The sequence below is a fragment of the Pseudomonas sp. 67(2021) genome (genome assembly GCF_017491835.1).
In the GTDB taxonomy this organism is placed as follows: domain Bacteria; phylum Pseudomonadota; class Gammaproteobacteria; order Pseudomonadales; family Pseudomonadaceae; genus Aquipseudomonas; species Aquipseudomonas atacamensis.
Map to the genome: position 1 here is coordinate 318,490 of NZ_JAFGYL010000002.1, position 22,973 is coordinate 341,462.

Annotated in this window: 22 protein-coding genes; 9 read left to right on the top strand and 13 right to left on the bottom strand. The window is 60.3% G+C overall.

Features of this window, described 5'->3' with window-relative positions; all coding sequences use genetic code 11:
• Window positions 1-106: 106 nt before the first annotated feature.
• The gene (locus J5M66_RS05085) at window positions 107-1,534 is read left to right on the top strand and encodes a mechanosensitive ion channel family protein (protein WP_073474277.1); all 1,428 of its coding nucleotides are present in this window, start codon (window positions 107-109) and stop codon (window positions 1,532-1,534) included.
• 43 nt (window positions 1,535-1,577) lie between these two features.
• On the opposite strand, the gene ycaC is transcribed toward J5M66_RS05085, so the two are convergent.
• The 7 genes from ycaC to J5M66_RS05120 all read right to left on the bottom strand — a co-directional run bounded on the left by ycaC (window position 1,578) and on the right by J5M66_RS05120 (window position 9,111).
• Window positions 1,578-2,201 (bottom strand): isochorismate family cysteine hydrolase YcaC, encoded by a 624-nt coding sequence (ycaC, locus tag J5M66_RS05090; protein WP_016774080.1) that lies wholly within the window; start codon window positions 2,199-2,201, stop codon window positions 1,578-1,580.
• Between the two features lie 68 nt (window positions 2,202-2,269).
• The gene (locus J5M66_RS05095) at window positions 2,270-4,108 is read right to left on the bottom strand and encodes an amidohydrolase (protein ID WP_073474275.1); all 1,839 of its coding nucleotides are present in this window, start codon (window positions 4,106-4,108) and stop codon (window positions 2,270-2,272) included.
• 40 nt (window positions 4,109-4,148) lie between these two features.
• Window positions 4,149-4,775: an antibiotic biosynthesis monooxygenase gene (locus J5M66_RS05100; protein WP_016774079.1), complete on the bottom strand. Its 627-nt coding sequence runs from the start codon at window positions 4,773-4,775 to the stop codon at window positions 4,149-4,151.
• Entirely contained in the window at window positions 4,768-5,181 is a 414-nt protein-coding gene (locus J5M66_RS05105) for a DoxX family protein (protein WP_136493985.1), read from the bottom strand. The genes J5M66_RS05100 and J5M66_RS05105 overlap by 8 nt, the downstream gene beginning before the upstream one ends.
• Before the next feature lie 112 nt (window positions 5,182-5,293).
• Window positions 5,294-7,036, bottom strand: a complete 1,743-nt coding sequence (locus tag J5M66_RS05110; protein ID WP_207807332.1) for an Ig-like domain repeat protein — start codon at window positions 7,034-7,036, stop codon at window positions 5,294-5,296.
• Window positions 7,037-7,149: 113 nt separating this feature from the next.
• Complete coding sequence (locus tag J5M66_RS05115) at window positions 7,150-8,073, bottom strand: LysR family transcriptional regulator (RefSeq protein ID WP_207807333.1); 924 nt, start codon at window positions 8,071-8,073, stop codon at window positions 7,150-7,152.
• A gap of 54 nt (window positions 8,074-8,127) precedes the next feature.
• Window positions 8,128-9,111, bottom strand: coding sequence for an MBL fold metallo-hydrolase (locus tag J5M66_RS05120; RefSeq protein ID WP_130899487.1), 984 nt, complete (start codon window positions 9,109-9,111; stop codon window positions 8,128-8,130).
• A gap of 236 nt (window positions 9,112-9,347) precedes the next feature.
• Between J5M66_RS05120 and J5M66_RS05125 the strand changes: the two genes are divergently transcribed.
• The gene (locus J5M66_RS05125; protein ID WP_207807334.1) at window positions 9,348-9,779 is read left to right on the top strand and encodes an AraC family transcriptional regulator; all 432 of its coding nucleotides are present in this window, start codon (window positions 9,348-9,350) and stop codon (window positions 9,777-9,779) included.
• 134 nt (window positions 9,780-9,913) lie between these two features.
• Window positions 9,914-12,838 carry a winged helix-turn-helix domain-containing protein gene (locus J5M66_RS05130; protein WP_207807335.1) on the top strand — a complete coding sequence of 975 codons (2,925 nt, stop codon included), beginning with the start codon at window positions 9,914-9,916 and terminating at the stop codon, window positions 12,836-12,838.
• Here J5M66_RS05130 and J5M66_RS05135 read toward each other — a convergent pair.
• Together J5M66_RS05135 and J5M66_RS05140 are read right to left on the bottom strand one after the other, a co-directional pair.
• A complete protein-coding gene (locus J5M66_RS05135; RefSeq protein WP_207807336.1) occupies window positions 12,803-14,275 on the bottom strand; it encodes a winged helix-turn-helix domain-containing protein in 1,473 nt (490 codons plus the stop codon). The two genes, J5M66_RS05130 and J5M66_RS05135, sit on opposite strands and share 36 nt — an antisense overlap.
• Window positions 14,276-14,365: 90 nt before the next feature.
• Window positions 14,366-15,316, bottom strand: coding sequence for a GlxA family transcriptional regulator (locus J5M66_RS05140; RefSeq protein ID WP_207807337.1), 951 nt, complete (start codon window positions 15,314-15,316; stop codon window positions 14,366-14,368).
• A gap of 220 nt (window positions 15,317-15,536) precedes the next feature.
• On the opposite strand from J5M66_RS05140, the gene J5M66_RS05145 reads away from it, so the two are divergent.
• The gene (locus J5M66_RS05145; RefSeq protein WP_207807338.1) at window positions 15,537-16,259 is read left to right on the top strand and encodes a pirin family protein; all 723 of its coding nucleotides are present in this window, start codon (window positions 15,537-15,539) and stop codon (window positions 16,257-16,259) included.
• A gap of 41 nt (window positions 16,260-16,300) precedes the next feature.
• Here J5M66_RS05145 and J5M66_RS05150 read toward each other — a convergent pair whose 3' ends face one another.
• Both J5M66_RS05150 and J5M66_RS05155 read right to left on the bottom strand, forming a co-directional pair.
• Entirely contained in the window at window positions 16,301-16,786 is a 486-nt protein-coding gene (locus tag J5M66_RS05150) for a hypothetical protein (protein WP_243432885.1), read from the bottom strand.
• 181 nt (window positions 16,787-16,967) lie between these two features.
• Window positions 16,968-17,843: a LysR family transcriptional regulator gene (locus J5M66_RS05155; RefSeq protein ID WP_207807339.1), complete on the bottom strand. Its 876-nt coding sequence runs from the start codon at window positions 17,841-17,843 to the stop codon at window positions 16,968-16,970.
• Between the two features lie 111 nt (window positions 17,844-17,954).
• On the opposite strand from J5M66_RS05155, the gene J5M66_RS05160 reads away from it, so the two are divergent.
• The 3 genes from J5M66_RS05160 to J5M66_RS05170 all read left to right on the top strand — a co-directional run bounded on the left by J5M66_RS05160 (window position 17,955) and on the right by J5M66_RS05170 (window position 21,272).
• Window positions 17,955-19,154, top strand: a complete 1,200-nt coding sequence (locus J5M66_RS05160) for a YbfB/YjiJ family MFS transporter (protein WP_024012420.1) — start codon at window positions 17,955-17,957, stop codon at window positions 19,152-19,154.
• A gap of 61 nt (window positions 19,155-19,215) precedes the next feature.
• Entirely contained in the window at window positions 19,216-20,214 is a 999-nt protein-coding gene (locus J5M66_RS05165) for an NAD(P)H-quinone oxidoreductase (protein WP_207807340.1), read from the top strand.
• 113 nt (window positions 20,215-20,327) lie between these two features.
• Complete coding sequence (locus J5M66_RS05170) at window positions 20,328-21,272, top strand: alpha/beta hydrolase (RefSeq protein WP_016774066.1); 945 nt, start codon at window positions 20,328-20,330, stop codon at window positions 21,270-21,272.
• A gap of 30 nt (window positions 21,273-21,302) precedes the next feature.
• On the opposite strand, the gene J5M66_RS05175 is transcribed toward J5M66_RS05170, so the two are convergent.
• On the bottom strand, window positions 21,303-21,632 hold the full coding sequence (locus J5M66_RS05175) for a hypothetical protein (protein WP_024012417.1): 330 nt from the start codon (window positions 21,630-21,632) through the stop codon (window positions 21,303-21,305).
• A 186-nt stretch (window positions 21,633-21,818) separates the two neighbouring features.
• On the opposite strand from J5M66_RS05175, the gene J5M66_RS05180 reads away from it, so the two are divergent.
• Both J5M66_RS05180 and J5M66_RS05185 read left to right on the top strand, forming a co-directional pair.
• Window positions 21,819-22,094: a hypothetical protein gene (locus J5M66_RS05180; RefSeq protein ID WP_136493983.1), complete on the top strand. Its 276-nt coding sequence runs from the start codon at window positions 21,819-21,821 to the stop codon at window positions 22,092-22,094.
• 127 nt (window positions 22,095-22,221) lie between these two features.
• Window positions 22,222-22,437, top strand: a complete 216-nt coding sequence (locus tag J5M66_RS05185) for a hypothetical protein (RefSeq protein ID WP_016774063.1) — start codon at window positions 22,222-22,224, stop codon at window positions 22,435-22,437.
• Window positions 22,438-22,520: 83 nt separating this feature from the next.
• Here the strand turns inward: J5M66_RS05185 and J5M66_RS05190 are convergent, their stop codons facing one another.
• Window positions 22,521-22,808, bottom strand: coding sequence for a hypothetical protein (locus tag J5M66_RS05190; protein WP_207807341.1), 288 nt, complete (start codon window positions 22,806-22,808; stop codon window positions 22,521-22,523).
• Window positions 22,809-22,973 lie beyond the last annotated feature (165 nt).

Here is a 22,973-nt window from a genome sequence, read left to right on the forward strand (position 1 = left end):
GCGAAAGATCGCAGCCTGCGGCAGCGCCTACCCTGGAATACGATTCCCTGTAGGAGCCGCCGCAGGCTGCGATCTTTTTTCTCATCAGCGTCGCGGAGTACCGGTCATGACTCTTTTCTACGCCCACCTGCTGTCCTGGAGCGCCGTCCTGCTCCTGCTCGACGCCGCACTCTGGCACTTCTCGCCTTTCAGCCACCGCGCGCCGCGAGTCGGCGTGCGTCTGGCGCTGTTTCTGGCGTTCAGCGCGCTGGTGATCAATGCCGGTGTCAGCCCGTTGCAGGCTCCGCTGTTCGCTGATGATCGCGTGGCACAACTGGGGGCGACAGCGCTGGGGATTCTCTGGTGGCTGTATGCAGCACGGGTGCTGACCGAAGTGATTGGCCTGGCGCTGATGCGCCGCATCGGTCACAGCGGACGCTTGTTGCAGGATGTCATCGGCGCGCTGGTGTTTCTGGTCGCGATTGTCGCGGCGGCCGGTTACGTGCTGGAACTGCCGGTCAAAGGTCTGCTGGCCACTTCCGGGGTAGTCGCCATCGTGGTCGGTCTGGCGCTGCAAAGCACCCTCGCCGACGTGTTTTCCGGCATCGTCCTCAACACCACCAAGCCGTATCAGGTGGACGATCTGGTGATGATCGACGGCGTCGAAGGCAAGGTCTTCGATATCGACTGGCGCGCCACGCACCTGCTGACCAGCGCCGGCACCATGGCCGTCGTACCGAACTCGGTGGCGGCCAAGGCGAAAATCGTCAACCTCAGCCGGCCGAGCAACATGCACGGCGTCTCGATCAGTATCAAAGTGCCGAACCACATTCGCCCGCGGCGGGTATTGGATGCCCTTGATCGTACCTTGCAGGGCAGCAGTTCGCTGCTGCTCAGCCCGGCACCGAAAGCCGTGCTCAAAGAGGCCGGCGAAACCATGTCGGAATACGTTGCCAGCGGTTTCATCGCTGAGCTGGGCAAGAAGAGCGAAGTGCGCAATCAACTGTTCGACCTCGCCCACCGCCATCTCGAAGCGGCGGGTATTTCGCGCCATCCCGACGGCGTGATCGAACCGTCGAGCCGTGCTCGTGCATTGCTGGATGAGGTGAAGATTTTCCGCTCGCTGAGCAGTGAAGAACGCGATCGCCTCGCTGAGTCGATGGTCGCGCAGCAGTACACGGCCGGTCAGGTGGTGCTGGATCTGGACGAGGTGCCGGACAGTCTGTTCGTGATCGCCACGGGCGTGGTCAGCGCGACGGTGCCGGACGGCAATGGCCAGACCGAGGCCGGGCGCATGGGGCCGAGCGAAGTCATGGGCGAACAGAGCATTCTTGCCGATACTCCGTCGCAGGCGACGTTCACAGCGCTGACGTCGAGCATCATCTATCGTCTCGACAAACAGTTGACCCGTGAGTGCATGGACAAGCGCAGCGAAGTCGGCCGGGCCTTGAACAAGTTGCAGGCGGTGCGTCAGCAGAACAGTCGCCTCGCGTTGATGGCCAAACCGGTGGCGGTGAAAAAAGGTGGTTTTTTGGGGTGGTTGCAGAAGCGTTGAAAGCAATAGATCGCAGCCTGCAACAGGCTGCGATCTTTTTGTCTTACTTGGCAGTGAACTTGGTGTAGCTGTTGATCAGGTTGCGATAGTTAGGCAGACGCTCGGACAGCAGATGCGCCAGGCCTTCCATGTCGTTGCGCCAGTCGCCCTGCAGCTCGCAGGCCACAGCGAACCAGTTCATCAGATGTGCACCGGCGGCGGACATCCGCGCCCACGCCGCTTGTTGCACGGTGGTGTTGAAGGTACCCGACGAGTCGGTGACGACGAACACTTCGAAGCCTTCAGCGATCGCCGACAGGGTCGGGAAAGCTACGCAAACGTCGGTCACTACACCGGCGATGATCAGTTGCTTGCGGCCGGTGGCCTTGATCGCTTTGACGAAGTCTTCGTTGTCCCAGGCGTTGATCTGGCCTGGACGCTGGATGAACGGCGCGTCAGGGAATTGCTCGAGCAGCTCTGGCACGATCGGGCCGTTTGGACCTGCGTCGAAGCTGGTGGTCAGAATGGTCGGCAGCTTGAAGAACTTGGCGATGTCGCCCAATGCCAGCACGTTGTTCTTGAACTCGTTCGGCGAGAAATCCTGCACCAGCGAGATCAGACCGGTCTGGTGGTCGACCAGCAGGACGACGGCATCATCTTTGTTCAGACGCTTGTAAGGAACGCTCATGGCAAAACTCCTGGATGGATGGTTGTTGCGGTAAGCGCCGGCCCTGATGACCGGCGCTTTTTTCAAACTCAGAACGCGAAGCAGGAACAGCCGAACGCGCCCCAGAAACCGGCGAAATCGCTGACCGGCGCATTCGACATCCGCGCTTTTTCATGGCTGTGGGTGTGCACGGCGCATGGCCCGCTGCACTGGTGAACCTGCGCTTGCAACGGCGAGTTCGGGCGCCAATGGCCCGGGACTTTGACTACCGGCGACCAGTCCGGCAGCACCGGAATCGAGCGCGGGCCGAGGTCTTCGAAGTCGCCGGCGGCGTAGACAATCTTGCCGCCGACCACCGTCATCACCGACTCGATCCACTTGATCGCTTCTTCTTCAACGCTGAAGAAGTCCGCGCTCAGTGCAGCGAGGTCTGCCAGTTGGCCGACACGGATCTGGCCTTTTTTGCCCTGCTCCGAGGAGAACCAGGCGCTGCCGTGGGTGAACAGTTCCAGCGCGGTGCTGCGTGGCAAGCCTTCTTCGTAGAGGGCCAGACCGCCAACGGTGCGGCCGCTGACCATCCAGTACAGCGAGGTCCACGGGTTGTAGCTGGACACGCGGGTGGCGTCGGTACCGGCGCCGACCGGCACGCCTTCGGCGAGCATGCGCTTGATCGGTGGCGTGGCTTCGGCAGCTTGTTTGCCGTAGCGATCGACGAAGTATTCACCCTGGAACGCCATGCGATCCTGAATCGCAATGCCGCCGCCTAGCGCCTTCACGCGCTCGATGTTTTGCGGGGTGATGGTTTCAGCGTGGTCGAAGAACCACGGTAGACCGTTGAACGGAATGTCGCGGTTGACCTTCTCGAACACATCGAGCATACGGCTGATCGATTCGTTGTACGTGGCGTGCAGACGGAACGGCCAGCGCTGTTCGACCAAGTGGCGCACCACCGGCTCGAGTTCCTGTTCCATGGTTTGCGGCAGGTCCGGACGCGGTTCGAGGAAGTCTTCGAAGTCGGCGGCGGAGAACACCAGCATTTCGCCGGCGCCGTTGTGGCGCAGGTAGTCGTCGCCCTGATGCAACTTGACGCTGCCGGTCCAGTTCTGGAAATCGGTCAGCTCTTCTTTCGGCTTCTGGGTGAACAGGTTGTAGGCGATGCGAACGGTCAACTGGTCGTCTTTGGCCAGTTGTTCGATTACTTGGTAATCGTCCGGATAGTTCTGGAAACCACCGCCGGCGTCGATCGCACTGGTCAGGCCGAGGCGATTGAGTTCGCGCATGAACTGGCGGGTCGAGTTGACCTGATATTCCAGCGGCAGCTTCGGCCCTTTGGCCAGGGTCGAGTAGAGAATCATCGCGTTCGGCCGCGCGACCAGCATGCCGGTCGGGTTGCCGTTGCTGTCGCGCACGATTTCGCCACCCGGCGGGTTTGGCGTGTCGCGGGTGTAACCGGCCACCCGCAGGGCGGCGCGGTTGAGCAGCGCGCGGTCGTAGAGGTGCAGGATGAACACCGGAGTATCCGGCGCGGCCTGGTTGATTTCTTCCAGGGTCGGCATGCGTTTTTCGGCGAACTGGAACTCGTTCCAGCCACCGACCACGCGCACCCACTGCGGGGTCGGCGTGCGATCGGCCTGGTCCTTGAGCATACGCAGCGCGTCGGCGAGCGATGGCACACCTTCCCAGCGCAGTTCGAGGTTGTAGTTCAGACCGCCGCGAATCAGGTGCAAGTGCGAGTCGTTGAGGCCAGGGATGACGCAGCGGCCCTTCATGTCGACCACTTGTGTGGCGTTGCCTTTGAGGGCCATGGCCTCGGCATCGTTACCGACGGCGACGAAGCGGCCGTCCTTGATCGCCACCGCACTGGCCAGTGGTTTTTCCCGGTCTACGGTATGAAACTGGCCATTGAATAAAATCAGATCGGCGCTCATCGCAGTTCCTCAAGCGAAAGTGAAAAGAAGCAAACCCCGCTCAACGCGGCGAGGTTTCTTGGGAATCGAGGTGTTCATGGGCCTGACTGGCTTCCAGCCACGGGGTGAACAGACGGGTGACCGGCGGCATCACCACGTAGACCACCGAGAGGACGATGGTCAGGGTGATCAGGAACGTGGCGACCACGTAGTTGGACAGAAACGGATGCAGCGCCAGCAGCGGGCCCCAGATCAGCGGCACCAGCAAGGTGTGCGGCAGAATCACCAACAGCGTGACTACGGCCTGCTTCCAGCGCGGCGGTGGCGAGCCGGCTTCGGCCAGCGGTGTGAACCAGAACTCATTGACCGGCGCGACTTCGGTCTGATCGCCGTCGGCCAGCATCGGTGCGGCTTCAGCCACCAGCGCCTGACGCTCGGAGGATTCCAGCCAGCCCTGCATCGCTTCGGTGGAGCTGAAGCGCAATACGCACGTGTAAAAATCCAGACGCCCGCGCTTGCCGCGCACCACGTCCACCCCCAGATGCCCTTCGCGCTGCCCGGCAACGCGCACGATGTTGCGCAGCCATGCTTCATACGCCGATTCGAAACCGGCCTTGACCGAGTGTTTGATGATCAACGTGACGGTCTCATCGGCCCCCGGTGCTTGTGAATTGAGGACTTCAGGCATAACGCAGCACTCCGGGCAAACGAACAGGAATCGCCAGCCGTCCGGGCCCGGCGATCAATACGGTGGTGAAAAGAATCAACAGCAACCAGCCGAACTGCCCTTCGGCCACACTCCATTGCGGGTGCACGACCAGCAGCGCCACGAGCAGTACAAAGAGAATAGGCAGGCAGGCCAAACGCGCCAGCACACCGGCGACGATCAGCAACGGGCAGAGGACCTCGGCGAAGATCGCCAGGATCAGCGTCAGGTGGGCGCCGAGGTGGAACGGGTCTTCGATCAGTTGCAGCTGCGCGGTGAAGTCGAGCAACTTGGGCAAGCCGTGCACCCACAACAGAAACAACCCGCTGCTGACCCGCAGGAACAGCAACCCGATGTCGCGCGCCTGTTCATCCCTCGTAGCAATCATGACCCGACCCTTTGAATGTCATTGACGGGAAGCATGCCAATGACGGGCGCAGTTAAATTGCATGAATGTGCTCAGTTGCTACAGGTATCGAGACTGGCGGGTGGCGTCGGTTTCAAGGTAGTGAGCGAATGGTGTACTCCCGCGTTTGAAAGACCGTTGCCGCAGCCTCGTTCGGCACCTGATCCAGATTGACCATGAACCGGATTGAAAGCTTGCTGCCATCTTTGAGTAACCGCAGATAATTTGCCGAGATAGAAGCCACATAGCCGCCGTTTGTAACCCATGCTGCATGTACCATATTCGTAGTCACCACCCACATTCGCAGGTTATGCGCGCCAGTTGCGCTCTGCCCTTCCAGATAGAGCGAGATTCGCTGACTCCGGGAAATGTGCGGCCAGACTCCAAACTGCAGACTCCCCCCCGCTTGTACGTCTTTCAGATCAAGAATGTCACCATTGGCCTGAGTAATCACCGGCGCTACAAGATGTTCCAGTGCAATTGGCAGCACGTTGAGACGCAAGGGTCTTGAGGTCACCGGATCAGCACTGCCTCTTATGTACGAAAAAGTAACATTCATTATTTTTCCGATGCTGAATGCCACCAGCGATACAGGCAGCACCGTGCGGATCGGACGCGCAGTGCCGGCCGCAATCGGCGTGGTGCTGTGTGAGCCCGCAGCGGGCGTGCCCTCAGCAGCTGTTACCGTCACGAAAACCATGTCAGTGGGCAGCAAGTCGTCATTGACCACCGCTGTGAAAGTCGCGACTGCTCTCAGCGGATCAAGGGTGATGTTGTCGGGAGCCTCGGCAATCATCAGCGTCAGGTTTGACAGCACGACATTGATTCGCCTCGGACTTGAGGCACTTCCGGTTCCATCTGCCAACCGGACCGTAAATGCATGAGATCCCGCGTCCAGGTCAGCCGTGTTGTACGTCCAGTTACCGGCGACAGGATCGACCGTGTCGATGCGAACAGGACCATCGAACACATCGATTGCGCCAGGGGCACTGCCGCTTAGAGTGACACGGGTGTAACGGGTATCCGCGCCATCGGGTACTTCTCCGTCCTGATCGCGTACCGACAATATTTGCGGCGCATCGGACGATTCTGTGAGGACGATGTAGTTACGATGGGCAAAGGGTTCGGCAAGGGATAGCTCCTCGCTGCCCTGCAGGCCGGCCATGAACTCCAGCGTCAGCACGCTGCGGTTTGCCAATCCTTGCAGTGGTGCGGCGGGAAAGTTCTGTTCGAAAAAACCATAGCGGTTGAATTCGTCATCGACCTTATTTTCCGGTGTTCGCCAATAAGGCGCCTCGAAATCGCTGCCATCGGCATTTGTGCCCTTGAGCCTTAGCCAGAAGGGGTTGCCGCGCCTGCCCAGCAGCCACGCATTGATACGCAAGGTGAAGTCGACCAGATCAATGACTTTCAGCTCGCGTCCCTGCCCGTCGTCTTCGGCCTGGCGGATGAACGGACGTGGTAGATCCAGTTGATTGATACGGGTTATGAACAGCGCTAGAGGCTCTGAAACAACGGGCGTCTCGGTGCCACGATAAAGGGTATAAGTGAAGCTGACCGTTCGGTTGAAGTTGAAGGCGATCAGGAGGTTATCAATGTGGGTCTGAAAGGGCCGTGCAAACCCTCCGATCGGTATCTGCGGAGACAGGTAAGACCCGAGGCCTGGCGTACCAGCGCACTCAATAGTAATGACGTCTCCTTTCTGCCAGGGAAAGTCCACGCCCACCGTCAGGTTAGATCGAGCAGCATGCGGATCCAGCAAACCGTCCGGGCGACTTTCCTTGATCGAGGGTGGCGGCAAGTGGTCACTGTCAAGTGCAGGAATCAACGTGTCCATGTTCATGTCCTTTGAGGGCTAGCCTTCGGGGCTTCAGCCATCAGACATCGGAAGACAAAAATGCGCCACTGTCAGAACTAACAGGTTAAGCCGCCTTTCAGACGAGCGGTTGTTTACGCCACAGGAATATCCAGCGGCGCCGACATGAACTGGCTAATGCGCGAGCGCAGCCATTTCTCTGCCGGGTCGTTGTCGTGCACCCCGCTCCACGCCATGGACAATTGCGCGGCATCGATCGGGAATGGCGGGTCTTCGGCACGCAGGGCGCAGCCTTCGACCAAGGCACAGGCGGCGTAATCCGGCACCGTGGCGATCATCTCGGTACCGGCGAGCAAGGCGCGCAAGCCGCTGAACTGCGGCACACCAAGAACTACCCGGCGGCAGCGGCCGATCTTGGCCAGATCCAGGTCGATATTGCCGCTCAGATCACCGGAGAACGACACCATTGCATGCGGACGCGCGCAATATTCGTCCAGCGTCAGCGGCCCCGGACGGTCGTCGCCGCGCAGCACTTTGCAGGGAATATCACGCAGCTTCTTGCGCTTGGCATTGGCCGGCAGATCCGTGGTGTAGCTGACGCCCACGGAGATTTCGCCAGAGGCCAACAGCGCCGGCATCAACAGGTAGTTGGCGCGGCGTACCACCACGACAATCCCCGGCGCCTCCTGCTGAAGCTGGCGCAACAGCGGCGGAAACAGACCGAACTCGGCGTCGTCCGACAGTCCGATGCGAAACACATCGCAACTGCTCGCCGGTTCGAATTCCTTGGCGCGGCTGACTGCACCGGAAATCACGTCCATCGCCGGTTGCAGCTCCTTGAGGATCGCCAGCGCCCGCGCCGTCGGTTCCATACCGCGACCGTTGCGCAGCAGCAACGGATCGTCGAACAGATCACGCAAGCGCCCCAGCGCAGCACTGACCGCCGGTTGGCCCATGAACAGTTTTTCGGCAACGCGGGTCAGGTTCTTTTCGAACATCAACGCTTCGAAAATCACCAGCAGGTTCATGTCGACGCGGCGCAGATCGTTACGGTTCATGGGCGTGGTTTCCTTATCGGTGTCAGACGCTTTTTGCCACTGGCGCTGGGCACTTTACTCGATCAACGGCACTTTCGCCGCGCGTTTGTAAGGGCCGTATTCCACCGGCACCCACTGGAAATGTTTGCCCTCGGCGGCGATGTGGCCGATGCCCGGGAACGGCAGATGCGCTGCCGTCACCCAGGTCTTGCTCGCTGCCGCAGCACTGAACACTGCCTGCCGACTGGCGATCGCTTGCTGACTGTTGACGTCGAAACCGATCGAGACTTCCGGGTGCAAGAACTGCACCGCGAGGTTGTGCACCAGATCGCCCATGAACACGATGCTCTGCTGCTGCGAGGTGAGGCGGTACGTGGTGCTGCCCGGCGTATGCCCGGCTTCGAGGGTTGCTTCGACCAGTCCCGGCAATGGCGACTGCCCGGCGGCGAACGTCTTGAAGCGGCCAGCGGCAACATAGGGCGTCGTAGAGTCCTGGGCTATCTTGAAAAACTCTTTGGCGCCGGCCGGAGCCTTGGCCAATGCTGCCGGATCAAGCCAGTAATCGGCCTCTGCCTTGGCCGCATAGACGGTGGCATTGGCGAACAGCGGCTTCTTCTCTGCATCGACCAGACCACAGACGTGATCAAGGTGCAGGTGGGTCAGCAGAATCGTGTCGACCTGCTCGGGCTTGTAACCGGCGGCCTGCATGTTGGCCGAGAGTTGGCCTGCGGTGGCGCCGATGCACTGCCCTGCGCCGGTGTCGACCAGAATCAGTTGTGTGCCGGTGTTGACCAGAAAGGCATTGAACGCCGTCTGCACGCCCGGGGTTTCAATCGAACGGCGTGCGAGCAGCGCGCGAATCTGACTCTGGCTCATGCCCTGCAACAACTTCGGCGACAAATCGTTGTAACCGTCGAACAACGCGGTGACTTCGTAATCGCCCACCGCCAAGCGGAAATAACCCGGCGCCTGAGTGCCCACCTGCGGTGCCTGCGCCATGGCGCCGGACATTGCCAGCATGACCGCCAGGGTCGTTGCTGCTTTCACCAAGCCTTTCATTGCATTCCCCTTTGAACCTAGCCAACGGCGGCCGTGCTTTGTCGACATCGTCGCGCAAAGCACCGGGCGCTGACTTGCAAGGATGTGCTGAGTTCCAGCCTGAGCGAGGAAATTAACAACGATTAACTCGTCAGCCTCACGCCCTCGCCCAACAATGAAGCTCTCTGCGCAGCGTTGCTTTTTTGACCTGAGGGAATGCGCCGACCGTGCCTTCCCCACCGACACGGACCTTGGCCATGGCTTATCTACAGCAAACCGTCGCCCTCGCCCCTGCCTGCGAACCGCGGAAAAACACGACTGGCGGACTCAGTCCGCAGCGCGAACGCCAGATCAAACAGTTGATCCTCGATCGACTGGGCGAAAGCCTGGAAGTGGCGGAACTGGCCCGTGCCTGCTCACTGTCACGCAGTCATTTCTCCCGCGCATTCAAGTGCAGCACCGGCCTGTCGCCACAGGACTGGATCCGCGCCCAGCGCCTGGCCCGGGCCAAGTTGCTGATCCAGCACACCGACCTCAGCCTCACGCAAATCAGCCTGGAATGCGGCTTCTGCGATCAGGCGCACTTCTGCCACATGTTCACCCGCAGCGAGGGCATCAATCCCTTCGCCTGGCGCTGTCGAGTCATGGATAAACCGAAAAACACCGCAGCACAGCCTGCGGTGTTTTGACTGCTGCCGTTACGCCACCCGTTGCACTGATGCTCAAACCTGAGGATTATGCCCGGACACCCCGGATCAGAAGGCCTGCGCATGCGCCAGGGACTGATTCGCCCTGTCCGCCGCATCACCGCAGGAGCGCGCTGTTGAGTTTCTCCCCGAATCAGGCCATTGCGTTTGGCCCCTATCGGATTCATCCCGGGCAACGACTGCTAATTGAAGGCCAACAGCCTCTGCGCCTGGGACGGCGGGCGATGGATATCCTCCTGATTTTGCTGGCCCACGCCGGTGAAGTGGTGAGCAAACAGCAATTGATGGCCGGCGTCTGGCCAGACAGCGTCGTCGAAGACATCAATCTGCGCGTGCACATGGCGGCCCTGCGCAAAGCGCTTGGCGACGGGCAGAACGGCCAGCGCTACATCGTCACCGTGGCGCAGCGCGGCTACAGTTTTGTCGCACCGATCGTGCTCGACAGCATCGAACAAAAACCGGCGATGCCCGTCGCCAGACACAACCTGCCGCTGCGTCGTACGCGGATGATTGGGCGCCAGCCCGTGATCGATCACCTGATCGCGCAACTGCCGCGCCGACGCTGCATCACTCTGGTCGGTCCCGGCGGCATTGGCAAGACCACCGTCGCCCTGCGCGTCGCCGAACAATTGCTCGACCAGTATCGCGACGGCATCCGCCTGGTGGACTTGGCGCCCATCGCCGATCCCGCGCTGATCGGCTCGCATCTGGCGACGCTGCTTGATCTGTCCGCGCCAGAAGGCGATGCGCAGGCTGGTCTGGTCGACGGCCTGCGAGAACGGCAAATGTTGTTGGTGATCGACAACTGCGAGCACTTGATCGATGCGGTCGCGTCGCTCAGCGAGCAGATTCTGCGGGGAGCGCCAAAGGTGCATATCCTCGCCACCAGCCGCGAGAGCCTGCGCGCGGAGGGCGAGTTCGTGCAGCGTCTGGAATCGCTCGAATGCCCGTCAATGTCGACGCCGATGGAGCCGGCTCAGGCGCTGGGCTTTGCTGCGCTGCAACTGTTTGTCGAGCGCGCCACCGCGGCGCGGGAAAGCTTTCAACTGAGTGGCGCCGAGCTACCGCAGGCGATCGAAATCTGCCAGCGCCTGGACGGCATTCCGCTGGCGCTGGAACTGGCCGCCGCACAGGTCAGCGAATTGGGCATGGACGGATTGCTCAAGCAATTGCGCGAGGGTTTGCCGCCATTGTCGGCCGGACACCACAGCAGCGCCGAGCGCCACCTGACCCTGCGCGCAACGATGGACTGGAGCTTCAACCTGCTCAACGCCTGCGAGCAAACCTGTCTGCGGCGACTGGGAATTTTCCGTGGCAGCTTCACCCTCGCCTCGGCGGCAGCGGTGGTCATCGGCCAACAGATCGACCCCGGCGCGGTGTTCACCGCTGTCACGCAACTGGTGGCCAAATCCCTGCTGAGCGTCGAAGTGGGCGACGAAGATGTTTTCTACCGGTTGCTCGACACCACGCGCCACTACGCACTGGAAAAACTCGAACAGGCCAACGAGCTCAGCGCAACCCGCCAACGCCACGCCGAGCGCTGCCTGACACTGATGCAGCAGGCGCAGGCGGATTGGGACAATACTCCAACTGTATTGTGGATGGAGCGCTATGCTAGGGGGCTGGAGGATTTGCGCGCGGCGCTGGACTGGAGCCTCGACGGGCCGGGACCGGATGAGCTGGGCGTGCAACTGGCAGCCGCGTCGGCACCGTTGTGGCAGGAGCTGTCGTTGCTGCGCGATTACAGCCGCTACGTGCGCCGGGCACTGAGTCTGCTGGAGGCTTCGCCAGCAGGCTCGCTCCTGCCGCCCTGCCCTCGCCTGCAAATCGCCTTGAAACTGGCGCTCGGCAGCGCCAGCTATCACACCTGGGGCGGCACGCCACAAACCATCCAGGCCTTCATCGACGCCTGCCGCTTGGCCGAAGAACACGGTGACTTGGCCGGGCAACTGCGTGCGATATCGGGGCATATGGCGGTCAATCTGAGTTGCGGGCATTACCGCATGGCGCTGGCGCAGAGTGAGCAATTTGATCGCATCGGCGTGCACGGCGAGCCATTGCTGTCGCTGAGCACGCATCGCTTGCGCGTGCTGGCCCTGCATTACGCCGGCGACCAACCGCAGGCCCGCGTACATGCCGAGCAAGTGCTGCAACGCATGGCCCACAGCGGCCATCTCAATCGTTTCACCCATGGCTTTGGCGTGCAGTACGACCAGAGCGTCGCTTCGCTGACGGTACTGGCCCGCGTGCTATGGCTGCAGGGTCTGCCAGAACAGGCATGGCGCGCGGCACGGCAGGCGCTGGATATTGCCGTGCAGATCAATCACGGCACATCGATCTGCTACACCCTGGCGCTGGCCAGTTGTCTGATCGCCCATTACAACGGCGACGCCGCTAACGCCCGCGCGCTCCTGCAATTGTTGCTGGAGCAGTCGCAGAAGCATTCGGTGCTGCTGTTCAATAATTGGGCGCGGCACTACGCGCAGGTGATCGATCCGGATAATGCCGCGCCGATATCGACGCAGAGCAGCGGTCTGATCCGGGAAGTGATGGTTACGCTGGATGAGCGTTTTGTCGATGAGGCACTGGTGGAGCGCGCGCGCACCGGGGATGCGGGCTGGAGTGCAGCGGAGATATTGCGGGCACGGGCGGCGGCATTAGTGAAGGGTTCAGAGTGGCCCCTTCGCGAGCAGGCTCGCTCCCACAAGGGGTCGGTGTCGGGCGCAAATTCCGAGTTGTGCTCTGTTTCCTGTGGGAGCGAGCCTGCTCGCGAATCGGCCCGTTCAGACACCGCTGAAACTCGAGAAGCCGAACAAATCCTGCAACAAGCGCTGACCATCGCCAGAAGCCAAGGCGCGTTGGCCTGGGAACTGCGCAGCGCCACGGACCTTGCTCAGTTATGGCAACGCCAGTCCCGCCATCGCGAAGCTTTGGATTTGCTCAGCCCCCTCTACCAGCACTTCACCGAAGGCTACGCCACACCGGACTTGCGCAAGGTCCGCCTGCTACTCGACAGCCTGCGCGAACAGTGTCCGGCCTGACGCATTGCGCGTGTGGCTGAGATAGCGCGCATGACGCTGTTGCAGTTCGAGCCTGTCGTCGCTGCGCTCAAAGCGATCACGGGCATAGCGGCGCACGGTGTTGAGCATCCAATAGCGCGCCGTTGCCCGGTTGGGTTCTTGAATGAGCAACGACTTGCGCGCCAACCCTTCGATAATTGCGCTCAACCTGGATCCCGCCAGATCCACGCTGCTGATCACGCTAAGTGCAGCCTCCAGAGTAAAGCCCGTGCTGAACACCGACAGACGCAGCAGAACACGCTGTTCCATTTCCGTCAGGTACTGGAAGCTCCAATCGATCGCAGCAGCCATCGACTGATGGCGCGGCTCCGCGGTGCGCCGTCCTTGGCCAAGCAACTGCAGACCGTTTTCAACCTGTGCCTGTAAACCGATCAAGCCCAGCGCGTCGATCTGCGCAGCGGCGAGCTCGATCGCCAGCGGCAGACCGTCCAGTTGACGGCAGATCTCGCGCACGCCTGACAAATCCTGTTGACGCAAACTGAAGCCCTGTTGCCGCGCTCGCGCGCGATTGACGAACAACTGCACCGCCGGATAGCCCATGGCTTCCTCGACGGAGTTCAATGTAGAGCGCTTGGGAATCGCCAGCAGCGGCACGTAATGAACGGCTTCCTGTGGAATGTGCAAGGCTTCGCGGCCGGTGACCAGAATCGACAGGCGAGGCGCGGCATGCAACAGGGTCTCTACCAGAGTCGCGCAACTGTCGCGCCGGTGATCGCAGTTATCCAGCACCAACAAGGCGTGCCGACCGGACAGTGTGAAAAAGTCTGTATTCAGGGCGTGCAACAGGTGGTCGAGCAAGGGTTTGTCATCTTCGAGCATGGCAAGGTCGACCCACCAGGCGCCATCACGAAAGTATTGCAGCAGCAACTCCGCCACGCGCAGTGCCACAGTGGTTTTGCCAACACCCGGCGCACCGGTAATGGTCATCAAGCGGCACACCGGCATTTGTCGAACCAGACTACCGATCAGGGCGTCGCGCCCACTGACTGGCGTCAGTCGTGCCGGAAGATTGTGCAGTGGCGTGAGGGCGGCAGCGGGCATGTGCAGCGCATCACTTGTGCCCTGCTCCACCGGGGCGACAAAACTGTAGCCGCACTGCGCCACGTGAATGATGTAACGCTGGCCGTTGGTGCCGTCGCCCAGTGCGCGGCGCAACGCCGCGATGTGCACCCGCAGGTTGATCTCTTCAACGATCGATGTCGGCCACACACGAGCAATCAACTGCTCTTTGCTGACTACCTCGCCCGCGTGTTCGAGCAGCACCTGCAGAATGTCCATGGCGCGCCCGCCCATGCGTAGCGGCTGCTCCCCTGCAAGGACCAGACGCTGGCGCACATGAAAGGCGTAGGGGCCAAAACGCAGCACCGAACCTTGGCTTGTGTCGTTGTGATTATTCATGCCAAACATCTTGGCACTGTTGCGTGACGATACAACCGCCGGAGCCGACGCAGCACGGACATCCGACTGCGTCAGACGGACAGAACCGCTCTAGCTGAACTGTTCGCGGTATTGTAACGGCGTAAGACCGAGCTTTTCGGCGAACAGCGAGCGCATGTGCCGGACGCTGCCGAAGCCGCTTTTGTAGGCGATGGTCTTGAGCGGCAGATCGCTGGTTTCCAACAGGTTTCGCGCGCAGTCAATGCGGGCATTCTGCAGAAACTCCATGGGAGTCATGTTGACGTCACGGGCGAACAGGCGAGCAAAGTGCCGTCCGCTCATATTGGCCAATCCGGCCATGCGCTCCACTGTGAAGGGCTCATCCAAGTGTTCAAGTACGTAATTCTGCGCGCGGGTGATGGGCGTTTCTTGCGGTGAGACTGCCGCCATCAACGGGCTGAACTGCGCTTGCCCGCCCTGGCGCTTCATGACCACCAACAAGACCTTGGCGACGTCCTGGGCGATTTTCTTGCCGTGATCCCTGGCCACCACCGCCAGCGCCAGATCGATGCCAGCGGTCACGCCCCCCGAAGTGATGAGATTGCGATCCTCAACGTAGATCTGGTCGGTGGTCACCGTGGTTTTCGGGAAAGCCTTGATCAGGCGCTCGGTGTAGTTCCAGTGCGTGGTGACGCGATAACCATCAAGCAGGCAGGCATGGCCGAGGATGAATGCGCCGGTACAAATCGAACCGTAACGCTCCGCGCGCGGCACGGCTTTTTTCAACCAGCCAAACAGCTCGGGAAATCTCTGGTTATAGGCGCCGGGGCCGCCGGGCACCAATAACAGGTCATAGCGCTCCGCCGCTTCGTCGATGTGCAGATCAGCCTGAACCTGTACCCCATTGGAAGCCTTGAGCAAGCCGCGCTCCGTCCCTAGTGTCGTCAGTTGATAGTGCAAATCAGGTTTCAGATAACGGTTGGCGACTGAAAACACTTCCAGCGGCCCGGCCATGTCGAGCATCAGAAAGTCGGGGAACAGCACCATTGCCACGGTTTTCATGGGAGGCATCACACATATTCAAGGGTCAAGACGCACGTTACAGCCGGGACATTATGGCCAACTGAGTCGTGATGAGCGTAATCGAATACGTGAACCATAACGCAAAACTGTCAACCTGAGCCGGACAGTCTTTCAATTTCCATCTACTTATTGCCTCCCAAGGTAACCAGTAACCTTCTCCTCACTCGGACGAATTCACGTCCAGCCAGGAGATTTCATCATGCTGACTCTTCGCAAAGCCTCCGATCGCGGCCTCGCCAATCACGGCTGGTTGAAGTCGTTTCACACCTTTTCTTTCGCCAGCTACCGCAACCCGCGTGAACAGGGTTTCTCCGATCTGCTGGTGATCAACGATGACCGGGTCGCCGCCGGCAAAGGTTTTGGCCAGCACCCGCACCGCGACATGGAGATCTTTTCCTATGTGCTCGAAGGCGCGCTGGAACACAAGGACACCCTCGGCACTGGCTCGGTGATCCGTCCCGGCGACGTGCAATTGATAAGTGCCGGCAGCGGGGTGGCGCACAGCGAGTTCAACCACTCGGCCACCAAGCCCGTGCACTTTCTGCAAATCTGGATCGTGCCGGATGTCAGTGGCGCCAAGCCGCGCTATCAACAGGAACACTTCAGCGCGCAGAAAAAACGTGGTCGCCTGCAACTGATCATCTCGCCGGACGGTAGCAACGGTTCTCTGAAAGTCCGTCAGGATGCGCGGGTCTATGCCGGATTATTCGACGGCAACGAGAGTGCCACGCTGAAATTGCCGGCCAATCGTTACGCCTACGTCCACGTTGCGCGTGGCAGCGTCGAACTCAATGGCCAAGCCTTGCAGGAAGGCGACGGCGTGCGGGTTCGTGAAGAACAGCTGCTCACTTTGAGCAACGGGGTCGATGCCGAAGTGCTGGTGTTCGACTTGCGCCCTCAGGAGTTGCCGGAAATGCCATGATCTGGCGCGATGCAGAACGGCCTTCCAATGAAGGCCGTTTTTTATTGCGGCGGCACTGTTGAGGGCTGTACGACAGGTTTGGGTGACGATACCTCTTTGCCAATCTGAATCGCTGCCAGCGTGGTCTGTATGGTGGTCAACACCGCCGCCTGATTGGCGAAATGTGCGCCAACCAGTGAGGAAGCCACGCCGAGGAAATGCACAGTGGTGGCCGCCCAGTAATTGGCCTTTACCGTCGATGCCTGCCTGATCGCTTCCCGCGATTCGTCGGCAATTTTCTGCACGCCCATCCACATCACGTCATAACGCTTGTCCCGCTCCTGCAGGGCCTTGTCCCGCTCTGCCTGAGCAGCCAGGAACCCGCGAATGTCGGCGCGCATTTCTGCCACGCGGCCGTCCATCCTCGTCTCGATGGTCTCTATCCTGGCATCGAATTCTTCGCGACTTATGCTGCTCATGGTTTGCCTGTCCCGCCCTGCATTCGATCTGTCCGTGACCGCATATTGATTCACTTCCCTGATTTTCAATTCGGCACCTTTCTATGGCTACGCGGCCTTCCCTGGCTCTTCGTTTCGATGCGTAACTGAGGTCTGCATCGAGCTGTAGTGACAATAGAACTCATCACGGACTACAACAAGCCGGCCCATTCTGTCTCGGACGTAGGCTGTTTCGTCAGCAGTTGTAGCCTCGGGCAAAACCCTGAACCACTTATTCGTTTTCCAGCGCAAAGGCCTCAACGATCTGCTCGATGACCGCCCGTACCCGCGCGGTGTGACGCAGGTCGGCATGGGTGACCAGCCACACTTCATACGGCAGCGGCCGGGTCCGCTCCGGCCAGAGTCTGACCAGGCCGTCGCGTTCGCCCATGTACACAGGAATCTCCCCTACCCCGAGGCCGGCGGCAAGGGATCGACGCACTAGAAGGCTGGAGCTGAGCGTGGCGACGATGCGTCCGCGGGTCAACGGTTCAGAGACCAGCGTAAGGTCTTTTTTGCTCTGTAAGTACGGCTGATAGACCACCAGATCATGGCCCTCGAACGCGCTGCCGGGCTGCGGTTCTCCATGGCGATCGACATAGGCCTGCGCAGCGAAAAGTCCTACAGGCCAACGGGCGATCCGTCGAGCGATCAGATCAGGGTTATCCGGCCGGGTATTGCGCACCGCGATATCGGCCTCGCGCTTGGCCAAACTGAGGATTTGCGTCGACGCATCCAGCTGGATCTGCACATCTGGATGTTGATCATGCAGGCGCGCCATCGCCGGAATGATGAAGTCAATGGCCATCGAGTCGGTGGTGCTGACCCGTACGTTACCGGTAAGACGGTCATCCAGCCCGTGGATGTGTCGCTCCAGTTCCAGCGCCGAATGCTCCATTTTTTCCACACTTTCACGCGCCGCTTCACCAACGGCGGTCAGCGCATAACCGTCGGAGGTACGCAGGAACAGCGTCGCGCTCAATGCCTTCTCCAGCGCAGTAATGCGCCGTCCGACCGTGGCCTGATCGACGCCCAGAACACGCGCAGCCCCGCGCAATGTCGACTCGCGACAGACCGCCAGAAACACTCGCGCATCATCCCAATTCATACGGATCCTCTTTGAAGCATTTTTGCATCATTGTGCCGCTTAATCGCTGCATATGCGCAGCAACGATAGCCGATAAGCTGAGCGCCATACACCTCTTGTGAGATCGCGATCATGCGTACTGCAAACTCTACCGGCATCTGGCTGCCGATCTTCGCCGGACTTTGCGCCAGTCTGGTCAGCATTGGTCTGGCGCGTTTCGCTTACACGCCATTGATCCCTTCTCTGATTCAGGCGCAGTGGTTTTCGGCCAATGATGTCGTCTACCTCGGCGCGGCCAATCTGGTCGGCTACTTGATCGGCGCCCTGCTCGGTCGGCCCATGGCTCACCGAACAGGCAACCGCAACGCCTTGCGCCTGATGATGCTGGCGGTCACGGCGGCATTTTTTGCCTGTGCTTATCCGCTGTCGGTAAGCTGGTTCTTCGGCTGGCGTTTGCTGTCCGGGATTGCTGGTGGCGCGATCATGGTGCTGGTGGCGGCAACCGTGCTGCCTCACGTTCCGGCTGCTCGCAGAGGCTTGGCCAGTGGCGCAATCTTCCTCGGCATCGGCCTGGGGATTGCCGGCTCCGGCACCATCGTGCCGCCACTGCTGACTCTTGGCTTGCAGGCAACATGGCTGGGACTGGGCGCGCTGGCGTTGTTGCTGACCGCGGTGAGCTGGTTCGGCTGGCCTGCGGATACCACGCATGCCGTGGCTGCGCACGCAACGTCGGCTGATGAGCCAACACCGTCGGGCGTTTACCTGTTATTCGCTCAATACGCGTTCATGGCCGCCGGGCTGGTGCCTGCAATGGTGTTTCTGGTGGATTACGTAGCGCGCGGATTGGGTGCCGGGGCGCATATCGGCGCAATGGTCTGGGTCATGTATGGCCTGGGGGCGATTGTAGGGCCGGTGACTTACGGGTTTCTGGCTGACCAGCTTGGCGCCCGTACTGGTATTCGACTGGTGTTGGTAGTGCAAGCCATCGCCCTCGGTTTGCTGGCCGTCTCCCATTCATTTCTGGCGCTGGCTTTACTGGCGGTGATTCTCGGCTCGTTCCCGCCGGGCATCGTGCCGCTGGCCTTGGCCAGGGTGCATGAACTGGTGCCGTCGCATCACCGTCAGCAGATCGCCTGGAGCCGCGCCACTGTGTCATTCGCAACCTTTCAGGCGCTGGCCGGGTTTGCCTATTCGGCATTGTTCAATGCCTCGGGCGGCCAGCACACGCTGCTGTTTGTGATCGCCGCTGGCGCGATCGTCGTCGCTCTACTGCTGGAGCAAGCCATGCGCTGGCTGCCCTCTACAACTGAACCCCGTTGCGCGGCGAACTGAAGGGAATCATTGCGCGCTGCCAGCGCTCCCATCTACACGACCTTTTTCACAGGAATCGACAATGTCACTGCCCAACGAAATGACCCGTATTGAAATCACCGAACCCGGCGGCCCTGAAGTATTGCAAGCCAGGCGCGTGCCTCTGCCGACCGTTGCCGAAGGCCAAGTGCTTATCCGCGTTCACGCTGCCGGCATCAATCGTCCGGATGCCTTGCAGCGCGCCGGCAAATATCCGATGAAACCCGGGATGGACCCGATTCCCGGCCTGGAAGTGGCTGGCGAAGTGGTTGCACTGGGTCCCGGAGTAACGCGGTTCGCGGTCGGTGATCGAGTCTGCGCACTGACCAATGGCGGCGGCTACGCGGAGTATTGCGCGGTACCAGCCGGCCAGACTTTGCCTGTGCCGGATGGAGTCGATTGGGTCCAGGCCGCCGCGATTCCGGAAACGTTTTTCACCGTCTGGGCCAACCTGTTTGGCCTCGGCGGTGCCAAGGCCGGCCAGCGCGTGCTGATTCACGGCGGCACCAGCGGCATCGGTACCACCGCGCTGATGCTCTGCCGTGAATTCGGTATTGAGGCGTTCGCGACCGCCGGCAGTCCTGAAAAATGCGCCGCAATCAGCAAACTTGGCGGGCAGCCGATCAACTATCGGGAAGAAGATTTTGCCAAGGTCATTGCCGAGAAGACCGCAGATCAAGGCGTGCACGTGATTCTCGACATCATGGGTGGCTCGTATCTGAACGGTAACATCAGCGCACTGGCGATGGACGGCCGACTGGTGATGCTCGGTTTCCTCGGCGGCGCCCGCGCCAACGACATCGATCTGCTGGCGATCCTCGGCAAACGCGCGGTGGTCACCGGTTCGCTGCTACGCGCGCGTACCGCTGCGGAGAAAGCCGCCATCGCCGATCAACTGCAAGAACACGTTTGGCCTGCCCTCAGCGCCGGGCGCTGCCTGCCGATCATCGACAAAATTTACCCGCTGGCTGACGCGGCTCAGGCCCATGCCCGCATGGAGGGCGGCGATCATATCGGCAAGATCGTACTGCAAGTGGCGTGAGTGATTGCAGCATCTTGTAATCGTTGCACATGAACGGTGGTCGAAAATAATCACGCGCAGACCGAGGCATCTGGTAAAAAGCGTTCTTTGTCTGCGCCGTGGTGAAACGATTAATGTTCCTGTCCTTGCTGACTCGTCTGCGACGCCGCCGCCTGGCGTTCGCCATGATGGCCGCGCTGATCATCGGCGTGCCGACGAGTTGTGCGGTGCTGGAACACACCGAGCGCAAACTGCTTTTTCGCATTGAGCCGGGCACTGCCGGCTGGTATCGCGGACTGCCCGGGAGCGTTCAGGAACTCGATCTGCAACCGAAGAGTTTCAAAGCCGGGCAGAACATCCATGCCTGGTGGTGGCCGGCTGAACGTGCCAATGCCCCGGCAATCCTTTACTTGCATGGCGTGCGCTGGAACCTCACCGGGCAACTGTTTCGCATCGAACAACTGCGAGCGGCGGGCTATTCGGTGCTGGCCATCGATTATCGAGGGTTCGGCCAAAGTAAGGGTGATTTACCATCCGAAAGCAGCGTTTATGAGGATGCCCGCGTGGCGTGGGAGCGCTTCCAGTTGCTGCAACCGGACCCGAACAAGCGCCTGATCTACGGCCACTCTCTCGGTGGCGCGGTGGCGATTGATCTGGCGGCCGAACTGGGACAGAACGCGGCGCGCAACCACACACCTCTGCCGGTTCGCGGTCTGGTCATTGAATCGACCTTCACTTCTCTCGCCGACGTAGCTGCCGCCGTGGCCAACACCTCGCTCCCGGTGCGCTGGTTGCTGTCGCAGAAATTCGATTCCATCGACAAGATCGCCGATATTCATATGCCGCTTTTGGTGGTGCATGGCCTGGCTGATGCCTTCGTGCCGCCGCGCTTCAGCGAGCAGCTGTTCAATGCCGCTGAGCAGCCCAAGCGCCTGTTGCTGGTGCCCGGAGCTACGCACAACAACAGCATGGCGCTTGGCGGTCAGGGGTATCGCAAGGCTCTGGATGCGTTGATGCAGAGCAAGCCGTTGCCGCGGGTGGCCGGGCCGGCAGTCGCCAAGGGTTCTGGCGATTCCTAAGCTGTGTTCCCAGCGCTGGATAAAGGGGCATCAGCGCCGAGCCAATTCGTGGCGTACGCATTGCTCATAATAGGTCTGCTTGACCGCTGCCGGTTTGAGCTTGGAACTGCTGTTGTAGGTCTGCTCGGTAATCCCCATCGCGGTCATGCGCATCCATGGCTGCTGGAACCGGCGAACCTGCAATTGCTTGCGCGCGCCATACAGTGAAACTCCAGACAATTTCGATCGCTGCGCCCCGGCAGCGATATCCGAGCCCCAAGTGCAGGCAAAGCGATGGCCCTTGCTTAACTCTTTTGCCTGCACTCCCGAGGCGATCAAAGCCAGGGAAAGCATCGCAACGGTGATGACAATCGTCCGCATATAGCCAACCTAACCTTTTGAAAAAAGGCGATTTTGCCGGGGCGAAATGTCTCTGGGGGCCAGCAATTTGCCTGCTGTCGGGATTTTTTTCATCAGGGTGAAATTCGCCGCTCGTCCAGTACCGCGCACCTTCGCCAGACAGGCCTATCCAACGCTGTACATCCCACCGCGCAGAAGGCCCACGTGATGAACAAGAAAATTTTCGCCCTGTCGTTTTTCAGCCTGTGCCTGATCGGCCCGATTCATGTTTCGGCAGCCGAATCTACGGCGGGCGCCGCCACCCCTGCTACGGCCCTGCCCGGCGTCAATCATGCAGAAAGCTCTCGCGACCATGACGAGAAGGCGAACAAGAAAGGCGAAGAATCCTCAGGCGCCAACGCGGGATCAGAGCCGCATGAGACAGAGAAGGATGCGGCGACGTCGAGCGATTCCGAAGACCTGGATAAAGAACCCGCTCAGTAAAGGTGGATTCGCTTTTAGTAACGAAAATCCGACAGCGAAACTAGCGCAACACCGGGTGATATCAATATGATGCGCGCACTGGCCGCCATAGAGGGCGGCCAGAGGAAAATACATCCAAGGAATGCAAATGAAAGATTTCGTCATCGGCGTCAACAACATCGTTCTTTACATCGCATTGGCGGTCATCCTGATCGTTTCCCTCTTCATGATGAGCCAGAGCTTTCTCTCGGGTCTCGGTATGTTCGTAGGCGGCACCCTGGGCTGGTGCATCGTCTCCGGCTTCTGGTTCGTGCAATCGGCAACCTATGAAGAACTGCGCAAGTTGAACTCGAAAACCAACTGATCTGCGCCGAGTATTCGTTAAAGAAAAAGGCCAATGTCATCGACATTGGCCTTTCTTTTTTTAGCGGCGAAGAGACTGGTTCGTCATTGCTTGGTGCACTGAGCGCCCAGTCCCATGCCCATGGAACCCAGAGCTACCATCGGGCCGCTCGGCAGCTCGCACGTATATTCACCGCTTTCGGTTTGAGCGGTATAGAACGTTGTATTGAAGTCGCTGCGGATGTTGGAAACCTTGATCACGGGTTTGCCGATAGTGGTCTGTGCGCGATTCTTGAGATCACTCTCCCCCGGCTTTACGGTCTGGCATCCAGTGACCGCGAGGACCATTGTTGCGAATAAAGCGAGAACCGGAATAGTCCTTGATGAGTTCATTGCAGATCGACCTTTTTGATTTCGTACCGGAAAAATTTGACAGTCAGCTGCCAAGCGACAGGACTTTAAGGTCGAGCCGGAACAGGGGCAATTAGGTCGGATGTGCTAATGGCTGAAGGCTAGTGGCGCTCTCAGTGAAGTTTTGCGACTGCCTTCGGGATCGCA

Bases quoted from the DNA above. Each gene is read 5' to 3' on its own strand.
- J5M66_RS05085 (WP_073474277.1), top strand. From the start codon at position 107: ATGACTCTTTTCTACGCCCACCTGCTGTCCTGGAGCGCCGTCCTGCTC.
- ycaC (WP_016774080.1), bottom strand. From the start codon at position 2,201: ATGAGCGTTCCTTACAAGCGTCTGAACAAAGATGATGCCGTCGTCCTG.
- J5M66_RS05095 (WP_073474275.1), bottom strand. From the start codon at position 4,108: ATGAGCGCCGATCTGATTTTATTCAATGGCCAGTTTCATACCGTAGAC.
- J5M66_RS05100 (WP_016774079.1), bottom strand. From the start codon at position 4,775: ATGCCTGAAGTCCTCAATTCACAAGCACCGGGGGCCGATGAGACCGTC.
- J5M66_RS05105 (WP_136493985.1), bottom strand. From the start codon at position 5,181: ATGATTGCTACGAGGGATGAACAGGCGCGCGACATCGGGTTGCTGTTC.
- J5M66_RS05110 (WP_207807332.1), bottom strand. From the start codon at position 7,036: ATGGACACGTTGATTCCTGCACTTGACAGTGACCACTTGCCGCCACCC.
- J5M66_RS05115 (WP_207807333.1), bottom strand. From the start codon at position 8,073: ATGAACCGTAACGATCTGCGCCGCGTCGACATGAACCTGCTGGTGATT.
- J5M66_RS05120 (WP_130899487.1), bottom strand. From the start codon at position 9,111: ATGAAAGGCTTGGTGAAAGCAGCAACGACCCTGGCGGTCATGCTGGCA.
- J5M66_RS05125 (WP_207807334.1), top strand. From the start codon at position 9,348: ATGGCTTATCTACAGCAAACCGTCGCCCTCGCCCCTGCCTGCGAACCG.
- J5M66_RS05135 (WP_207807336.1), bottom strand. From the start codon at position 14,275: ATGAATAATCACAACGACACAAGCCAAGGTTCGGTGCTGCGTTTTGGC.
- J5M66_RS05140 (WP_207807337.1), bottom strand. From the start codon at position 15,316: ATGAAAACCGTGGCAATGGTGCTGTTCCCCGACTTTCTGATGCTCGAC.
- J5M66_RS05145 (WP_207807338.1), top strand. From the start codon at position 15,537: ATGCTGACTCTTCGCAAAGCCTCCGATCGCGGCCTCGCCAATCACGGC.
- J5M66_RS05155 (WP_207807339.1), bottom strand. From the start codon at position 17,843: ATGAATTGGGATGATGCGCGAGTGTTTCTGGCGGTCTGTCGCGAGTCG.
- J5M66_RS05160 (WP_024012420.1), top strand. From the start codon at position 17,955: ATGCGTACTGCAAACTCTACCGGCATCTGGCTGCCGATCTTCGCCGGA.
- J5M66_RS05165 (WP_207807340.1), top strand. From the start codon at position 19,216: ATGTCACTGCCCAACGAAATGACCCGTATTGAAATCACCGAACCCGGC.
- J5M66_RS05170 (WP_016774066.1), top strand. From the start codon at position 20,328: ATGTTCCTGTCCTTGCTGACTCGTCTGCGACGCCGCCGCCTGGCGTTC.
- J5M66_RS05175 (WP_024012417.1), bottom strand. From the start codon at position 21,632: ATGCGGACGATTGTCATCACCGTTGCGATGCTTTCCCTGGCTTTGATC.
- J5M66_RS05180 (WP_136493983.1), top strand. From the start codon at position 21,819: ATGAACAAGAAAATTTTCGCCCTGTCGTTTTTCAGCCTGTGCCTGATC.
- J5M66_RS05185 (WP_016774063.1), top strand. From the start codon at position 22,222: ATGAAAGATTTCGTCATCGGCGTCAACAACATCGTTCTTTACATCGCA.
- J5M66_RS05190 (WP_207807341.1), bottom strand. From the start codon at position 22,808: ATGAACTCATCAAGGACTATTCCGGTTCTCGCTTTATTCGCAACAATG.